General features: G+C 67.9%; 16 protein-coding genes and 1 other RNA gene. 8 read left to right on the plus strand and 9 right to left on the minus strand.

What is annotated here, in order from left to right; translation table 11 throughout:
• Nucleotides 1-67: 67 nt before the first annotated feature.
• The 4 genes from rnpB to OJF58_RS01790 all read right to left on the minus strand — a co-directional run bounded on the left by rnpB (nucleotide 68) and on the right by OJF58_RS01790 (nucleotide 2,782).
• Nucleotides 68-466, minus strand: an RNA gene (rnpB, locus tag OJF58_RS01775) — RNase P RNA component class A.
• 12 nt (nucleotides 467-478) lie between these two features.
• On the minus strand, nucleotides 479-1,165 hold the full coding sequence (locus OJF58_RS01780; protein ID WP_300781360.1) for an N-acetylmuramoyl-L-alanine amidase: 687 nt from the start codon (nucleotides 1,163-1,165) through the stop codon (nucleotides 479-481).
• Nucleotides 1,166-1,252: 87 nt separating this feature from the next.
• A complete protein-coding gene (locus OJF58_RS01785; RefSeq protein WP_300781361.1) occupies nucleotides 1,253-2,026 on the minus strand; it encodes a TerB family tellurite resistance protein in 774 nt (257 codons plus the stop codon).
• Nucleotides 2,027-2,050: 24 nt separating this feature from the next.
• Nucleotides 2,051-2,782 (minus strand): sulfite exporter TauE/SafE family protein, encoded by a 732-nt coding sequence (locus OJF58_RS01790; protein WP_300781362.1) that lies wholly within the window; start codon nucleotides 2,780-2,782, stop codon nucleotides 2,051-2,053.
• Nucleotides 2,783-2,814: 32 nt separating this feature from the next.
• Between OJF58_RS01790 and uvrB the strand changes: the two genes are divergently transcribed.
• Together uvrB and OJF58_RS01800 are read left to right on the plus strand one after the other, a co-directional pair.
• A complete protein-coding gene (uvrB, locus tag OJF58_RS01795) occupies nucleotides 2,815-5,103 on the plus strand; it encodes an excinuclease ABC subunit UvrB (protein ID WP_300785132.1) in 2,289 nt (762 codons plus the stop codon).
• Nucleotides 5,104-5,281: 178 nt separating this feature from the next.
• A complete protein-coding gene (locus tag OJF58_RS01800; RefSeq protein ID WP_300781363.1) occupies nucleotides 5,282-6,148 on the plus strand; it encodes a CocE/NonD family hydrolase in 867 nt (288 codons plus the stop codon).
• Between the two features lie 36 nt (nucleotides 6,149-6,184).
• Here the strand turns inward: OJF58_RS01800 and OJF58_RS01805 are convergent, their stop codons facing one another.
• Nucleotides 6,185-6,577, minus strand: coding sequence for a hypothetical protein (locus tag OJF58_RS01805; RefSeq protein ID WP_300781364.1), 393 nt, complete (start codon nucleotides 6,575-6,577; stop codon nucleotides 6,185-6,187).
• Nucleotides 6,578-6,763: 186 nt separating this feature from the next.
• Between OJF58_RS01805 and OJF58_RS01810 the strand changes: the two genes are divergently transcribed.
• The gene (locus tag OJF58_RS01810) at nucleotides 6,764-7,333 is read left to right on the plus strand and encodes a hypothetical protein (RefSeq protein ID WP_300781365.1); all 570 of its coding nucleotides are present in this window, start codon (nucleotides 6,764-6,766) and stop codon (nucleotides 7,331-7,333) included.
• A 16-nt stretch (nucleotides 7,334-7,349) separates the two neighbouring features.
• Here OJF58_RS01810 and OJF58_RS01815 read toward each other — a convergent pair whose 3' ends face one another.
• Nucleotides 7,350-8,126, minus strand: a complete 777-nt coding sequence (locus OJF58_RS01815) for an ABC transporter permease (RefSeq protein WP_300781366.1) — start codon at nucleotides 8,124-8,126, stop codon at nucleotides 7,350-7,352.
• 65 nt (nucleotides 8,127-8,191) lie between these two features.
• Between OJF58_RS01815 and OJF58_RS01820 the strand changes: the two genes are divergently transcribed.
• Nucleotides 8,192-8,482 carry a type II toxin-antitoxin system RelE/ParE family toxin gene (locus OJF58_RS01820; protein ID WP_300781367.1) on the plus strand — a complete coding sequence of 97 codons (291 nt, stop codon included), beginning with the start codon at nucleotides 8,192-8,194 and terminating at the stop codon, nucleotides 8,480-8,482.
• A gap of 3 nt (nucleotides 8,483-8,485) precedes the next feature.
• Nucleotides 8,486-8,785, plus strand: coding sequence for an addiction module antidote protein (locus tag OJF58_RS01825; RefSeq protein ID WP_300781368.1), 300 nt, complete (start codon nucleotides 8,486-8,488; stop codon nucleotides 8,783-8,785).
• Nucleotides 8,786-8,811: 26 nt separating this feature from the next.
• Here OJF58_RS01825 and OJF58_RS01830 read toward each other — a convergent pair whose 3' ends face one another.
• Nucleotides 8,812-9,585: an ABC transporter ATP-binding protein gene (locus OJF58_RS01830; protein ID WP_300781369.1), complete on the minus strand. Its 774-nt coding sequence runs from the start codon at nucleotides 9,583-9,585 to the stop codon at nucleotides 8,812-8,814.
• A 150-nt stretch (nucleotides 9,586-9,735) separates the two neighbouring features.
• On the opposite strand from OJF58_RS01830, the gene OJF58_RS01835 reads away from it, so the two are divergent.
• Nucleotides 9,736-11,079, plus strand: a complete 1,344-nt coding sequence (locus tag OJF58_RS01835; protein WP_300781370.1) for a nodulation protein NfeD — start codon at nucleotides 9,736-9,738, stop codon at nucleotides 11,077-11,079.
• 8 nt (nucleotides 11,080-11,087) lie between these two features.
• Entirely contained in the window at nucleotides 11,088-11,915 is an 828-nt protein-coding gene (locus tag OJF58_RS01840) for a slipin family protein (RefSeq protein ID WP_300781371.1), read from the plus strand.
• A 38-nt stretch (nucleotides 11,916-11,953) separates the two neighbouring features.
• Here the strand turns inward: OJF58_RS01840 and OJF58_RS01845 are convergent, their stop codons facing one another.
• Together OJF58_RS01845 and OJF58_RS01850 are read right to left on the minus strand one after the other, a co-directional pair.
• Nucleotides 11,954-12,823, minus strand: coding sequence for a dioxygenase (locus tag OJF58_RS01845; protein ID WP_300781372.1), 870 nt, complete (start codon nucleotides 12,821-12,823; stop codon nucleotides 11,954-11,956).
• Between the two features lies 1 nt (nucleotide 12,824).
• Nucleotides 12,825-13,394 (minus strand): GNAT family protein, encoded by a 570-nt coding sequence (locus tag OJF58_RS01850; protein ID WP_300785133.1) that lies wholly within the window; start codon nucleotides 13,392-13,394, stop codon nucleotides 12,825-12,827.
• Nucleotides 13,395-13,597: 203 nt separating this feature from the next.
• Here OJF58_RS01850 and OJF58_RS01855 point away from each other — a divergent pair, with 203 nt between their 5' ends.
• Nucleotides 13,598-14,437 (plus strand): aspartyl/asparaginyl beta-hydroxylase domain-containing protein, encoded by an 840-nt coding sequence (locus OJF58_RS01855; RefSeq protein WP_300781373.1) that lies wholly within the window; start codon nucleotides 13,598-13,600, stop codon nucleotides 14,435-14,437.
• Nucleotides 14,438-14,454: the final 17 nt, after the last annotated feature.

Here is a 14,454-nt window from a genome sequence, read left to right on the forward strand (position 1 = left end):
CACAAGCCGTGTCACCGCCGAAGATCCCTCGGCTTCGTCTCGGAATGACACAGCACGGAAGAAATGAAGGGTCAGACGGCCTGTAAGCCGGGTTCTGTCCCTGCCCTGCGGCAGGGGATGGCCATTCCTCTGGGACGCCCGTCACCGAGCGCCTCGCGCGACCGACCCGGGCGGCGGCGCGGAAACCCGCTTGCCGGTCGCCCGGCGTGCCGCCCCTATTTGGTCTTGCTCCCGGTGGGGTTTGCCGTGCCGCTTCCGTTGCCGGTCGCGCGGTGGGCTCTTACCCCACCGTTTCACCCTTGCCGTCCCGATGCGCCCAGGGGGCGAACCGGGTTGGCGGTTTGTTTTCTGTGGCACTTTCCCTGGGGTCGCCCCCGCCGGCCGTTAGCCGGCACCGTGTCTCCGTGGAGCCCGGACTTTCCTCACCCGACGGTTGCCCGCCAGGCGCGGCCATCCGGCCGTCTGACCCGGCGCTTAGCTAGGCCCGCGCCCCCACCTGGTCAAGCAGGCCGCCGAGCAGCGCGCGCGTTTCCTGGTCGGCGACGCCATCCACGCGCGCCGGCCGGAAGCGGCGCTGGAACGCCTTGACGATCTCCTCCGGCGCGAGCGCGCCCGCCGGCGCGTAGCCGAAGCGCTGCAGCGCCGCCTGGATATCGCCCTCGACCGGCGCCGCATCCGGCTTTGGCCAGAGACCGATGCCCGCCTCGGCCAACGCCTTCCAGGGAAAGCGCAGGCCGGGATCGATCTTGCGCCTGGGCGCGATGTCGGAATGGCCGACGACGTTCTGCGGCACGATCGCCGGATGGCGTGCCAGGATTCCACGGCAGAGCTCAATCAGCGCAGCGATCTGCGGTCGCGGATAGTCGTGCCGGTCGCCATGCAGGTTCACGATCTCGATGCCGATCGAGCTCGCGTTCAGCGCCTCGCGGCCGCGCCAGTGCGACTGGCCGGCGTGCCAGGCGGCGCGCTCCTCCGGCACGAGGCGATAGACCGTGCCGTCCTCGGCGAGCACGTAGTGCGCGCTGACGCGGGCCGCACGCACGGGATCGGACAGGATGTCCAGCGATTCCGCGAGCGGCAGCTCGGTATAGTGCAGCACCAGTAGATCGATCGCCGCGCCGTCGGGCCGCGCCGCGTGATTGGGCGACGGCCGGTCAATCGTCATCGGAGCGCGCGCATCCTGCGCGCCTGCCCCGAGGTCATCCGAAGGGCTCATGTGCGGGCCGGAAGCCCGCGGTCCATATGAACACGATCACGCCGCCTCGAGCCCGCGCTGGCGGCGCAGGCGATCGTAGGCGTCGTTGATCAGCGCGAGCTTGCGGTTGGCGACGGCGATCGCTTCCTCGGGCAGGCCCTCGGCGATCAGGCGATCGGGATGATGGGCGCGCACCTGGCGCAGCCATGCTTCGCGGATCTGCTCGTCGGTGGCCAGCGGATCGATGCCCAGGATCACGCACGGCTCGCACTCGATCACGCCCAGCGCCGCCGCCCGCGCGCGCTCGAAGCGTTCGGCGCTGAGACCGAAGATGCTCGCCACCCGGGCCAGGTATTCGGCCTCCTCGGCAGTCACCGGACCATCGGCCCTGGCGATGTCGAACAGGCCTTCGAGCACGTTCTCGAGAATCTCGGGCGCATCGGGAAAGAGCGCCGCCACCTGGCGCGCATAGGGCTCGAAGCCCGCGGCGTCGCGCTTGGCGAGATCGAAGAAGCGCTCGACATTGCGCTCCTCGCTTGCCGGCACCTGGAAGAACGAGCGGAAGGCCTCGACCTCGGCGCGCGTCACCTCGCCGTCCACCTTGGCCATCTTGGCGCCGAGCGCAATCACGCCGATGGTGAAGGCGATCTGGCGCAGGCCGGGATGTTCCTCGGAATCGCCGCGCACCGCCGGCGCGGTCTCGTCGCTCGCCCGCTCCTCCAGCACGTAGTGGTCGACCGCGTGGCCCGCCATCACGCCGAGCAGCGCCGCGATCGGGCCGCCCAGCGCGAAGCCCGCCGTACCTCCCACGATCTTGCCCCAGATCTTCATGCCGCAATCGCTACGTGTTCCCGCTCACAGGATCAAGGCACCGATCGCCACGGCAACCAGCAGGCCGAGTGCAAGTCGGCGATAGAATCCTTCGCTGGCGAGGGGGAATAGCCGCTCGCCCAGCAGACCGCCTGCAAGCACCGCCGGCGCGAGACAGAGCCCCTCGAGTCCGGTTTCCCACCGCACCAGATCGCGCGCCACGAACGCCGACAGCGCGGCCGCGTCTACGAACACGAAATAGGTCGTGAGATTGGCGCGCACGCGCTCGACGCTGTCCTTGCCGGCCAGGTAGTAGAAGGCGATCGGCGGTCCGGCCATGCCGGAGAGGCCGTTGAGGAAGCCGCTGATCCCGCCCGCCACCAGCGTCGCCGCCGGCCGCGGCTTGCCGTGATAGCGCCAGCCGCTCGCCAGCAGCGCCACCGCCGCGAGCACGATGCCCGAGATCGCCCAGCGCATCGGCTCCGGCGCGATCCGCGTCAGGGTGACGTTGCCGACTGGCACGCCCGCCGCCGCGGCGACCAGCAGCAGCCCGATGCGGCGCCAGTCGACATGCGCCACCGCGCGCGGCAGCAGCGGCAGGGCGACGATCACCTCCAGCATCAGGCAGAGCGCCACGCCGATCCCGGGCCCGTAGAGCGCCGAGAAGACCGGCGTCATAAGCATCGCCGCCCCGAAGCCCGCGAACCCGCGCACCATGCCGGCAACGACGGCGACGGCCGCAGCGATCAGGAAGGGAAGAGAAAGAAGGTCGGGCATTCAGGGAAGGTGCTTTTGGGACCGCGCGCATCCTGCGCGCTCATGAGCGGGCTGGAAGCCCGCGGTCCATTCCGAGGGCCGCCTCCTCTAGCATTGCGGCCCCCCGAACCCCTCATCATATAATGCAGGCCATGCCCTCAAAGAATCTCGCGGTCGCGCCCCTGCCGCTCCTGATGCCGTACGTCCAGCGACGTCCGGCCAATGTCGGCGGCAAGCCCTTCAAGCTCGTGTCGGACTACACGCCGGCCGGCGACCAGCCGGAGGCGATACGGCAGCTCGTCGAGGGCGTGAACGCGGGCGAGAGAGACCAGGTGCTGCTGGGCGTCACCGGCTCGGGCAAGACCTTCACCATGGCAAACGTCATCGCCTCGCAGCTGCGGCCGGCGCTGGTGCTGGCGCCCAACAAGACGCTGGCGGCGCAGCTCTACGGCGAGATGAAGGGCTTCTTCCCGGAGAACGCGGTCGAGTACTTCGTCTCCTACTACGACTACTACCAGCCCGAAGCCTACGTGCCTCGCACCGACACCTACATCGAGAAGGATTCGTCGATCAACGAGCAGATCGACCGCATGCGCCACTCGGCGACACGCGCGCTGATGGAACGCGACGACGTGGTGATCGTGGCCTCGGTCTCCTGCATCTACGGCATCGGCCCCCTGGAGAACTACCAGGCGATGACCTTCCGCCTGCACAAGGGCCAGAAGATCGACCGCGCGAGCCTGCTGCGCCGCTTCGTCGAGCAGCAGTACAAGCGCAACGACAACGCTTTCCAGCGCGGCACCTTCCGCGTGCGCGGCGACACGATCGACCTCTTCCCCGCCCACTACGAGGACAAGGCCTGGCGCATCGAGCTGTTCGGCGACGAGATCGATTCGATCACCGAGTTCGACCCGCTGACCGGCGAAAGGTCGGCCTCGCTGTCCGACATCGTGGTCTACGCCAACAGTCACTACGTGACGCCGCGGCCGACGATGCAGCACGCCATCCAGCAGATCAAGACCGACCTGCGGCAGCGGCTGGACGAGTTCAACCGCGCCGGCCGGCTGCTGGAGGCGCAGCGGCTGGAGCAGCGCACGCTGTTCGACATCGAGATGCTGGAGACGACCGGCGCCTGCGCCGGCATCGAGAACTACTCGCGCTATCTCACCGGCCGCAAGCCGGGCGAGCCGCCGCCGACCCTGTTCGAGTACTTCCCGGAGAACTCGCTGCTGATCGTCGACGAGAGCCACGTCACGGTGCCGCAGATCGGCGGCATGTTCCGCGGCGACTTCAACCGCAAGAGCGTGCTGGCCGAGTTCGGCTTCCGCCTGCCCTCGGCGATCGACAACCGGCCGCTGAAGTTCGAGGAGTGGGAGACGCTCAGGCCGCAGACCACGTTCGTGAGCGCCACGCCCGGCCCGTGGGAGATGGAGCGCACGCAGGGCATCTTCATCGAGCAGGTGATCCGGCCGACCGGCCTGATCGATCCCACCGTCATCATCCGCCCCGTGGAGAAGCAGGTCGACGACCTGATCGCCGAGTGCAAGGACTGCGCGAAGAAGGGCCAGCGCGTGCTGGTCACCGTGCTCACCAAGCGCATGGCCGAGGACCTCGTCGAATACCTGCACGAGGCCGGCATCCGCTGCCGCTATCTTCATTCCGACATCGACACGCTGGAGCGCATCGAGATCATCCGCGACCTGAGGCTGGGCGCGTTCGACGTGCTGGTCGGCATCAACCTCCTGCGCGAGGGCCTCGACATCCCCGAGTGCGCGCTGGTCGCCATCCTCGACGCCGACAAGGAGGGCTTCCTGCGCTCGCCCACCTCGCTGGTGCAGACGATCGGCCGTGCCGCGCGCAACGTCGAGGGCCGCGTCATCCTCTACGCCGACAAGCAGACCGACTCGATCAAGTACGCGATGGCCGAGACCGAGCGCCGCCGCGCCAAGCAGATCGCCTACAACCAGGAGCACGGCATCACCCCGGCCTCGGTGAAGAAGAACATCGCCGAGATCCTGCAGTCGGTGGCCGAGCGCGACCACTACACGGTCGACACCGGCGTGTCGGGCGACGTGCACCTGATCGGGCACAACCTCAGGAGCCATATCGCCGAGCTCGAGAAGCGCATGCGCGACGCCGCCGCCAACCTCGAGTTCGAGGAGGCGGCCCGCATCCGCGACGAGATCCGGCGACTCGAGGCCAACGAGCTCGAATTGCCCGGCCAGGCGGTCGCCGCCACCGCCACCGTCAATCTCGGCAAGATGCAGAACAGCCGCGTCTTCCGCGGTGTGCGCACCGGCTCCGGCTCGCGCGGCCGCCCGGCACGGCGCAGCGGGCGGTAGCCCCGTCTTCCGGACCGCGCGCATCCTGCGCGCCTGCCCTGAGGTCATCCGAAGGGCTCATGAGGGAGCCGGCGGGTCGTGGTCCAAACGACTGCTCCCCCTCGAGCGCGCTTTCGTTTCAGAGCAGGCGGTAGTTGCCTCCTTCTCTCGTCTGCTACAACGGGCAGGCGAGGAGACCATGCGCGATTTTTCCAAGCTTCTGGTTGCCGCCGTTCTGTGCTGTGCAGCGGTTCCCGCGGTCGCGCAGTCGGCCGGTCCCCAGGGTCCTGAAGGCCAGACGATGCGCGAGCAGGAATGGCGCATTCCGGCGGCCGGCGCATCGAGGCTGATGGACGCCACGCTCTTTCGGCCACCGGGCAATGCCAGGGCGCCTCTGGTCGTCATGAACCACGGATCGCCCGCCGGTGCATCCGAGCGATCGAGCATGAAGCGTCCGCGATACACGGCCATCTCCTCGTTCTTCGTCGCGCGCGGCCATGTCGTGGTGCTGCCGCTCCGCCGCGGCTACGGGGCGACCGGCGGATACTGGGCCGAAGGCTATGGCCGCTGCGGCAATCCCGACTATGTCGATGCCGGGCTCCAGACCGCGGCCGACATCCGGGCGGCCATCGACTATATGCGTGCACAGCCCTTCGTCCTGCCGGAGCATACCATCGTGGTCGGCCAGTCGGCCGGCGGTTGGGGAGCGCTTGCCCTGTCGAGCCTCAACCCGCCCGGCGTGTCCGCGCTGGTCGATTTCGCCGGCGGACGCGGCGGCCATCAACCCGGCGTGGGCAACTGCGCGCCGGACGCGCTGGTGAAAGCGGCAGCCCGGTACGGCGCCACGGCGCGCCAGCCCCTCCTCTGGATCAATGCCGCCAACGACAGCTTCTTCGGACCCAGGCTCGTGGAAGAAATGGTCGAGGCCTATCGGAAGGCGGGCGGCCGCGTCACCCATCGCGCCGTCGGCCCATTCGGCAAGGACGGTCATCATCTCGCCAGCAGCAACAGCGGCGCCGCCATCTGGCAGCCGCTGGTCGCCGACTTCCTGAGCCACGTCGACTGACTCGCTTCGGCTGCACCTGCCCTCCCGCGATGGCGACTACGCCTTCGCGCTGAAGACACGCCGACACACGGATGTGGCGAAATCGCTGGATATGCCGCCTGCACCGCCCGACAGCCTGGCCGCGCCGATCAGCCCGCCGCCGGCAGTGATCTCCTGGACATAATATTCCCCGGCGACGTCCCGGGTGGCGGGATCGACCATCTTGACGTTGGCCGAGATCTCGTGCTGATCCCCGATCAGGAGCACCGCCGCATAGTTGGCGAGCTTGTAGTTGTCGACCGAGACTTGCATCTCGTACCTGGTCGGCCCCTTCGCGCATTCGGCCAGCCGCTTCTCCAGCGCCGATTTCAGGATGCCGAGATTTTGTTCGGTTGCGTTGGTCGAACGATTGACGATCGTCACTGTGCCGATCGATGCGGCTGCCGCCATCTGCGGACTCCAGGCGTGGATCGGTTTGACCGGATCGGCACAAGCCGCAAGCATGCCGGCCGAAAGGACCAGCAGCAACACTCTACACAACATACTCTTCCCCCAAATTTGTCTCCGCCCCTTGGGCGGACAACTGATACGCGTATGCCCCGAACAGACTGTATTGAAAGTTGAAGGACAGTTGCAATGCAATCCGCGGGGCGCACATTTGTTTGGCTCGTGTTCTTTTTGTTGCCGGCGTGCGCCGCGTCCGACGTTCATGCCCCCTTCACGGCTGCGGCGACGAGCGCCGGCGACAAATCCAATGCCATTCAGATCGTCGCCATAGATCGGCTCCACCAGACGGTTCCTGTCGTCTCGACGTACTGTGAGGCCACGAAGTACGAAACCGATCGAAGAGCGGCGGCTTCGGCGGCGATAAACCGCTCCCTGAAAGATGCAGCCTCGCGCCTGGCTGGTGGTTTGCGCTTCGAGATCCGATCCCTGGAAGGGCGCATGCGATGCCACGCCGACGGCTTCGCAGGCGTCAAAAGCTTCTGTGCTTCGGACGCCGCGATAGCAGTCCACGTGTCCGGCAGAGATCGCCTTGGACGGGAGATCAGCCTGCAAAGTTCCAGGGAAGCGACGGAAAAGGTGGAAGCCTTGAGCTGCTACACCGGAATGGCGGCCATCACGAAGTCGGTGGATCGAGCCCTGCAGATGGTCCTGGACGACGTCAGGCGCCGGGCTGTCGACGTCCAGGGTCGGACCGACTGACGGTCGGCCTTGTCGCCTACTCTCGCGCCGCCAGAGCCGACTCGTGCCAGCGGCGCAGCAGCAGGTGCGAGAGCAGCGTGAGGGCGAGGAAGATCGCGATACCGGTGGCCGAGATCAGCGCCAGGGCGGCGAACATGCGCGGGACCTTGAGCTGGTAGCCCGCTTCCAGGATGCGCCAGGCGAGGCCCGAGGCGCTGCCGCCGGTGCCGGCCACGAACTCGGCCACCACCGCGCCGATCAAGGCCAGCCCGCCCGAGATGCGCAGCCCGCCCAGGAAGTACGGCAGCGCCGCCGGCAGGCGCAGATGGACGAGCGTGCGCCAGCGACCGGCGCCGTGCAGCTCGAACAGGTCGAGCAAGTTGCGATCGACCGAACGCAGGCCGAGGATGGTGTTGGACAGGATCGGAAAGAACGCCACCAGCCAGGCACAGATCAGCAGCGAGAGATCGACGTTGTTGGCCCAGATGATGATGAGCGGCGCGATCGCCACGATCGGCGTCACCTGAAGGATGATGGCATAGGGAAAGAGCGACAGCTCGACCCAGCGCGACAGCGAGAACAGCACCGCGAGCAAACCGCCGACCACGACGGCGGCCGCCAGCGCCTCCAGCGTGATGGCGAGCGTCACCCCGAGCGACGGCGCGAGCAGGCTCCAGTCGGCGACCAGCGTCTTAGCGATCAGCACCGGTCCCGGCAGGATGTAGGACGGGAGGGCGAGCAGCCGCACCGCCCCCTCCCACAGACTGAGGATCAGCACACCCAGCACCAGCGGCGCAACCGCCTTCGCCGTCATGGTTTCCAACCCAACGGCCGAACTGTACACTTTACAATACGTATAAAATAAGAGACAGATCGGCAGTGTACACGATCCTCACCACCGAGGCGTTCGACGACTGGTTCGCCCGACTGCACGATCGGGCAGCACAACGGCGCATTCAGGCTCGAATCGACCGGATGGAGGATGGCAATCTGGGCGACTGGAAAGCGATTGGCGGCGGTGTGGCCGAAGCGCGATTGGCATTTGGACCAGGCTATCGCGCGCGCCGCGGTCTGGAGATCATCGTGCTGCTCTGCGGCGGCGACAAGTCCAGCCAGAGGCACGATATCCGCACCGCTCTCGAGCTGGCGGCAGCGCTGAGGAAGGAGTGAGGCATGGCGAAGAAGATCAAGCTCAGGAAGTGGGACTCGGCCGAGCATTTGAAGACGGACGAGGATTGCAGGGCCTACCTGAAGGCTTGCTTCGAGGAAGCCGGCGACGATGCAGCCTTCATTGCCAAGGCATTGGGCACCATCGCCCGCGCGCGCGGCATGACGCAGCTTGCGCGAGAGACGGGCTTGGGGCGTGAAAGCCTGTACAAGGCTCTCTCCGGCGAAGGGAATCCGAGCTTCGGAACGATCCTGAAAGTGATGCATGCCATGGGCATGGAGCTTTCGCTGCGACCATCCCGTTGACGGTCTCACCATGTTGGCCGTGTGCTTCATGCCGCCTCGGCATCTGCCGCCATCGCCTCGCCGAGCCGCCGCGAGACCTGGCGACAGAGGGCGGCGTAGTCGGCGGAGGTGCGGAACGCCTCGTCGCGCGGATAGGCGACGGGAATTGCCAGCTCCGCCGCGATGCGGCCCGGCCGCGCGCTCATGATCGCGACGCGCTGCGACAGGAACACCGATTCGAACACCGAATGCGTGACGAACACCGCCGTGAAGCGCTCGCGCCGCCACAGCGTCAGGAGGTCGATGTTGAGCTTGTGGCGCGTGATCTCGTCGAGCGCGGCGAACGGCTCGTCCATCAGCAGGAGCCGCGGCCGCGTGACGAGCGCACGGGCGATCGACACGCGCATCTTCATGCCGCCGGACAGCTCGCGCGGATAGCTCTTCTCGAAGCCCGCGAGCCCCACGCCGGCCAGCGCCTCCCTGGCCCGCGCGAGACGGCCGGCCCGCGCCACCCCCGCGAGCCTGAGCGGCAGCGCGACATTGGCGAGCGCCGTCGCCCACGGCATCAGGGTCGGCTCCTGGAAGACGAAGCCGGTCTCGTTGCGGCCGGCCGGCCGCTCGACGCTGCCGCCGTTCGGCTCGGCCAGCCTCGCGATCACGCGCAGCAGGGTGGTCTTGCCGCAGCCCGACGGTCCCAGCACGCTCAGAAACTCGCCCTCGCCCACGTCCAGCGACACGTCGGCCAGCGCCGCCACGCCATTTGCGAAGGCTTTCGAGACGCCGCGGACTCGCACGAGGGGCATGGGGCCGGAGACGGACATCAGTTTTGATCGGTTTCGTCTTTCAACTTTGATGTAGCATAGCGGGACGGACTGGCGAGAAGCGAAAAGGGCGGTCGCAGGAAGCCGTGTCATGACACCGCCTTCCGTGACCGGAAGTTTTGCCAGGTGCGATAGCCGGGGAGGCAGTCCATGCGGTTGGGCCTCGCGAAGACAGCAGCGCTGCTGGCGGCCGCCGTGCTCTCCCTGCTGGCCGCGTCAGCGGGCGCCGACGGCCGCCGCGCGGTGGTGCTGGAGATCGATGGCGCGATCGGGCCTGCCGTCGCCGACTATGTCGTGCGTGGCCTGAAGGCGCTCGATCCCACCGACACCGGTCTCGTCGTGCTGCGCATGGACACGCCGGGCGGCCTCGGCAGCTCGATGCGCGAGATCATCCGCGCCATGCTCGCCTCGTCGGTGCCGGTCGCGGTCTACGTCGCGCCGTCCGGGGCGCGGGCGGCGAGCGCGGGCACCTACATCGCCTACGCCGCCGGCATCGCCGCCATGGCGCCGGGCACCAATCTCGGCGCCGCGACGCCGATCCAGATCGGCGGCCTGTCGCCCTTTCCGGGCGGCAAGCCGAAGGACGACGAAGCCGAGCGCAAGCCGGCGCCTGACGATACCGAATCGCGCAAGATCCTGAACGACGCGGTCGCCTTCATCCGCAGCCTCGCCGACCTGCACGGCCGCAACGCCGACTGGGCGGCCGATGCGGTGCGCAACGCCGTGAGCCTGCCCGCGAACGAGGCGCTGAAGCAGCACGTCGTCGACGTGATCGCCGACGACCTGCCCGACCTCCTGCGCAAGATCGACGGCCGCACCGCGCTCGTCGGAGGCAAGCCCGAGCAGTTGCAGACCGCGGGGCTCGAGATCGTCACCCTGGCGCCGGACTGGCGGGTGCGGCTCCTCTCCGTGATCGCCGACCCCAATGTCGCCTATCTCTTCATGCTGCTGGGCATCTATGGCCTCATCTTCGAGCTCGCCAACCCCGGCGTGATCCTGCCCGGGCTGATCGGCGGCATCAGCCTCCTGATCGCGCTCTTCGCCTTCAACCTGCTGCCCGTCGACTATGCCGGCGCGGGCCTCGTGATCCTGGGCGTGGGCCTGATGGTGGCGGAGGCCTTCATCGGCTCGTTCGGCGCCATCGGCCTCGCCGGAATCGCGGCCTTCGCAGTGGGCTCGATCATCATGTTCCGCGGCGCCGGGCCGACCTTCGGGCTCTCGCTCTCCGTCGTGATCGCCGCCACGATCGTGACCGGCGCTTTCTTCCTGCTGGGGCTCGCCCTGCTGCTGCGCTCGCGCCGCCGCCGCGTCGTCACCGGCAGCGAGGCGATGATCGGCGCCGAGGGCGAGGCGCTGGAGTGGCAGGGCGCGAGCGGCCGCATCCGCGTCCATGGCGAGATCTGGCAGGCCCGCGCCGCCCAGCCGCTCGAGCCCGGCGCCCGCATCCGGGTCACCGGCCGCAAGGACCTCGTTCTCACCGTCGAGCCGATGTGAGGAAGGACATGCTTTTCACCGGTACAATCGTCGTCATCGTCGTCCTGGCGCTGGTCGCCCTGTTCGTCGCGGCCGTGCGCATCCTGTTCGAGTACGAGCGTGGCGTCGTGTTCACGCTCGGCCGCTACACCGGCACCAAGGGGCCGGGCTTCGTGCTGCTGGTGCCGTTCGTGCAGCAGATGGTGCGCGTCGACCTGCGCATCATCGTCGAGGAGGTGCCGAGCCAGGACGTGATCTCGCGCGACAACGTCTCGGTGAAGGTGAGCGCGGTGATCTATTTCCGGGTGGTCGACGCCGAGCGCGCGGTGATCCAGGTCAAGGCCTTCCGCGACGCCACCAGCCAGCTCGCCCAGACGACGCTGCGCTCGATCCTGGGCAAGCACGATCTCGACCAGATGCTGACCGAGCGCGACAAACTCAGCGCCGACATCCAGGACGTGCTCGACACCCAGACCGATGCCTGGGGCATCAAGGTCTCCAATGTCGAGATCAAGCGCATCGACCTCGACGACAGCATGATCCGCGCCATCGCCCGCCAGGCCGAGGCCGAGCGCAGCCGCCGCGCCAAGATCATCAACGCCGAGGGCGAGCAGCAGGCGGCGCAGAAGATGCTGGAGGCGGCGCAGATCCTGGCCCCGGTGCCGCAGGCCATGCAGCTCCGCTATCTCGCGACGCTGTTCGAGATCGCGGGCGAGCGCAGCTCCACCATCGTCTTCCCCTTCCCGCTCGAGATGATCCAGGGCTGGATGGCGTCGCCCCCTCGCCCGACCTCTCCCCCTATCGGGGGAGAGGAGAAAGAAAACGAGAGCACCTCTCATGCTCCTCTCCCCCGATAGGGGGAGAGGTCGGGTGAGGGGGACGCGAAGGCCCGCGCCTAAGCCGCCGGCAGGGTCACGTCGATGGTCGCGGTCCAGACCGGCAGCGGCAGCGACTCGCGGGCGGCGAGGTTGGCTGGCAGCGCCGAACGGTCGGCCGTGCGCTTGAAGGGAAGGACCAGGCCGGCGCGCACGCCGAATACGGCGTCGCGATCGAGATACTTGTCGTCCTCGGGGAAGAACTCGGTGATCAAGGGCTTGCGGCCCGGCGCCTGGACGATCATGTGCAGATGCGCCGGCCGCCACGCTTCGCGGCCGAGCGCGCGCAGCATGTCGCCGGCCGGGCCGTCGTCCGGCACCGTGTAGGAGAGCGGCCGCACGGTCGAGAAGGCGAAGGTGCCGTCGGGCGCCACCTTCAGGCGCGCGTGGTAGTTGGTCGGGTTCTGCCCGGGATCCTGCTGCGCATAGAGGCCGTTGCCGGCGTTCTGCCAGAGCGCCAGCACCGTGCCGGCGGCCGGCGCGCCCTTGTCGTCGACCACTCGGCCGCTCACCACCAGCGGCTCGCCGACCTGCCCCTTCCAGAGATCGCCGCCGTTCGGCAGCTCGGGCGCGTTCTCGATATGGAACGGGCCCAGCACCGAGGACGGCGTGCCCCCGGTCGAGGCGTTGACCATGTCGACCAGCGAGGAGACGCCCAGCAGGTCGGAGAACAGGATGTACTCGTTGCGCTTGTCGTCGGTGAACGCGACGGCGCGTGTCAGGGCCGCGATGGCGGCGCCCCACTCCGCTTCGGTCACCTTGTTGTCGCGCACGAAGCGGTGCAGGTGGCCGGCGAGGCTCACCAGCAGCTCGCGCGTGCGGGCCGAGGGCGCGCCCTTCGCATAGTCGGCGAACGCCTGCGTGATGGTGTCCGGGGTGAGGTTGCGCATGTCAGCGCTCCGCCCGCAGCAACGAATCGTAGTCGGCGCGCAGCAGGGCGAACAGGAGATGGTCGGCCCAGTGGCCGTTGATCCTGAGGTACTGCCGCGCCAGCCCCTCCTCATGGAAGCCGACCTTGGCCAGCACCGCCTTGGAGGGCTCGTTGTGCGGCAGGCAGGCCGCTTCCAGCCGGTGCAGCCTGAGATCGTCGAACACGAATGGCAGCACCGCGCGCAGCGCATCGGTCATCAGCCCCTGCCCGGCATAGGGCTGGCCCATCCAGTAGCCGACCGAGGCGGTCTGGGCGACGCCGCGGCGGACATTGCTGAGATTGATGCCGCCCACCAGCTTGCGGCCCTCGGACAGGAAGACGAACAGCCCGTAGGCCTCCCCCGCCCGCCATTCGCGCACCTGCTGGCGCAGGCGGCGGCGATAGTGGTCCCGGCCCAGCGAATCGTCGGGCCAGGTCGGCTCCCACGGGGTGAGGAAGGCCCGGCTGCGGGCCCTGAGCTCGGCCCATTCCGGCCAGTCCTCCATGCTCGGGGCGCGCAGATAGACGCGCCTTCCCGTGATCCGGGTCATTCCCGACAGCGACAGGGGAACGTCGGCGAAGCGGAACATTTGCCTGTCATAGTAGGCCGGCCCGGTGAATTGTTCCATGATTTCCGGGGTTTGCCGCACGAGCCCGGCCGTCCGGTTGTTCACGTCCGCGTCAATTCAATATCTTGAAAAAGCGCGCGGGCAGGATGAAGTTGCGTCCAAACAAGGAGACCGGACCCCCCGCCATGGAAACCGACGAGCATTCCAAGGTCGGCCAGAAAGGCCGCTTCTATCTGACCAAGCACATCTGGGTGCCGCAGGAGCCGATCGAGAACTTCAATCTCAAGATGTCGGACATGATCCTGCGCCGCATGCCCAAGCTGCCGCTGGGCGGCGAGGATGCGATCAAGGTCTTCCCGGTGCTGGCCGAGCTCAAGAAGAGCCACGACAAGATCAAGGCCGACCTGCAGTACCTGCTGAGCCACCACGACGAGATCCCGGCGCTGCACGAGGTTCATCCGCGCGACCTCTATGTCGCCGGCCGCGCCTGGCGCACCTTCCTGCTGAAGATCTGGGGCCACGAGGTGAAGGAGAACACCGCCGCGGTGCCCGACACCTATGAGGCCATCTCGCGCATCCCGGGCGTGCATACCGCCCTCTTCAGCATCCTGGCCGGCGGCGCGGAGATCGTTCCCCATCGCGGCTCGGCGGCGGGCGTGATCCGCTTCCACTATCCGCTGATCGTGCCCAAGGAGCCGGAGAAGTGCTGGATCGAGATCGGCGGTCACCACTTCTTCTGGCAGGAGGGCGTGCCGCTTGTGTTCGACGACACGCGCGAGCACTGGGTCAAGAACCAGACCGAGGAAACGCGCGTGGTGCTGATCATCGACTTCAACGCCAACATGCCGTTCCCGGTCAACCTCTACACCGCGCTGCGCTACAACCTCATCCGACATTCGAGCGAGGTGAAGGCCGTCCACGACCGTGCCGCCATCGGCGTCCCGCCGCGCAACAAGCCGGCAGTCGCGACCGACGGCCTGATCAGCGGCGCCCGCAGCACGACGGTCCCCGCCGAGCGGCGATAGCTCGGAGGGGCGCGCCA

The sequence above is a fragment of the Enhydrobacter sp. genome (assembly GCF_030246845.1).
Classification (GTDB): Bacteria; Pseudomonadota; Alphaproteobacteria; order Reyranellales; family Reyranellaceae; genus Reyranella.